This window comes from Staphylococcus rostri, assembly GCF_002902145.1.
Classification (GTDB): Bacteria; Bacillota; Bacilli; order Staphylococcales; family Staphylococcaceae; genus Staphylococcus; species Staphylococcus rostri.
Genome location: NZ_PPRF01000161.1, coordinates 1 through 774, shown reverse-complemented (window position 1 = coordinate 774; position 774 = coordinate 1). Strand labels below are relative to the sequence as shown.

The following is a 774-nucleotide window of genomic DNA, read 5'->3' as shown; positions in this document are numbered from 1 at the left end:
TGTCTATATGGTACACTATATGATATAAATATAAAAGACCTTTAAAGGAGAATGCGTATGATGATTATTATTGATTATATATATATATGGCTGATTAATTATATAAGAAAAACTTATTTTGATATTTTTAAAAGTAATATTAATTTATCCTTTAGAAAAGTAAAAGAGGTAAGCATGCTCCTTTGCATAGTTATTTTTGCACTCTCTGTTTTTTTATCAATTATACTAAACCTCTTTATTTTAGGATTGGAAGGGCATATCCCTCCAATATTAATAATAATAATTTTATTTTTTGTTACTTATAGATTGGTAGTTGTTGACTTAAAAATAAGTATTAAAAACTTCCACTTAAATGATGATAAATGGATTTATAGAAAAACATCAAAGAAAACCCAAATATTTCTCGATATAATAAAAATTTTAAATATCAGTATAGTTAAAATTATATGTTTATATCCAATTAGCTACATAGCCTTTTTTGCGACAACGTCTATATTCAATAAATACTCTTTTTACACAATATTTTTATTATCGCTATTTTCTTGTGTTTTATATGTTTTTGCTGTTCAATTGCGACTTTCTATTTCACTTTTTTATATGTTAGGTAACAAAAATTTTTCGTATTTGAGAATCTCACTTATTCCCTGTTTGTTACTTATTCTTTTTTGGGTTATAACAATTATAAAAAATAACCAAGAGCATATTAGAAATCTTATCTCCAATATAATGCACATCGGAGAAGTCTCTAATATAATTAAAATCTCTATATACATG

At 23.6% G+C, this 774-nt stretch carries 1 protein-coding gene; it reads left to right on the top strand.

What is annotated here, in order from left to right; all coding sequences use genetic code 11:
• Positions 1-57: 57 nt before the first annotated feature.
• Positions 58-774 (top strand): hypothetical protein (locus CD122_RS11690; protein ID WP_169926527.1); only part of this gene is annotated, 717 nt, incomplete at its 3' end.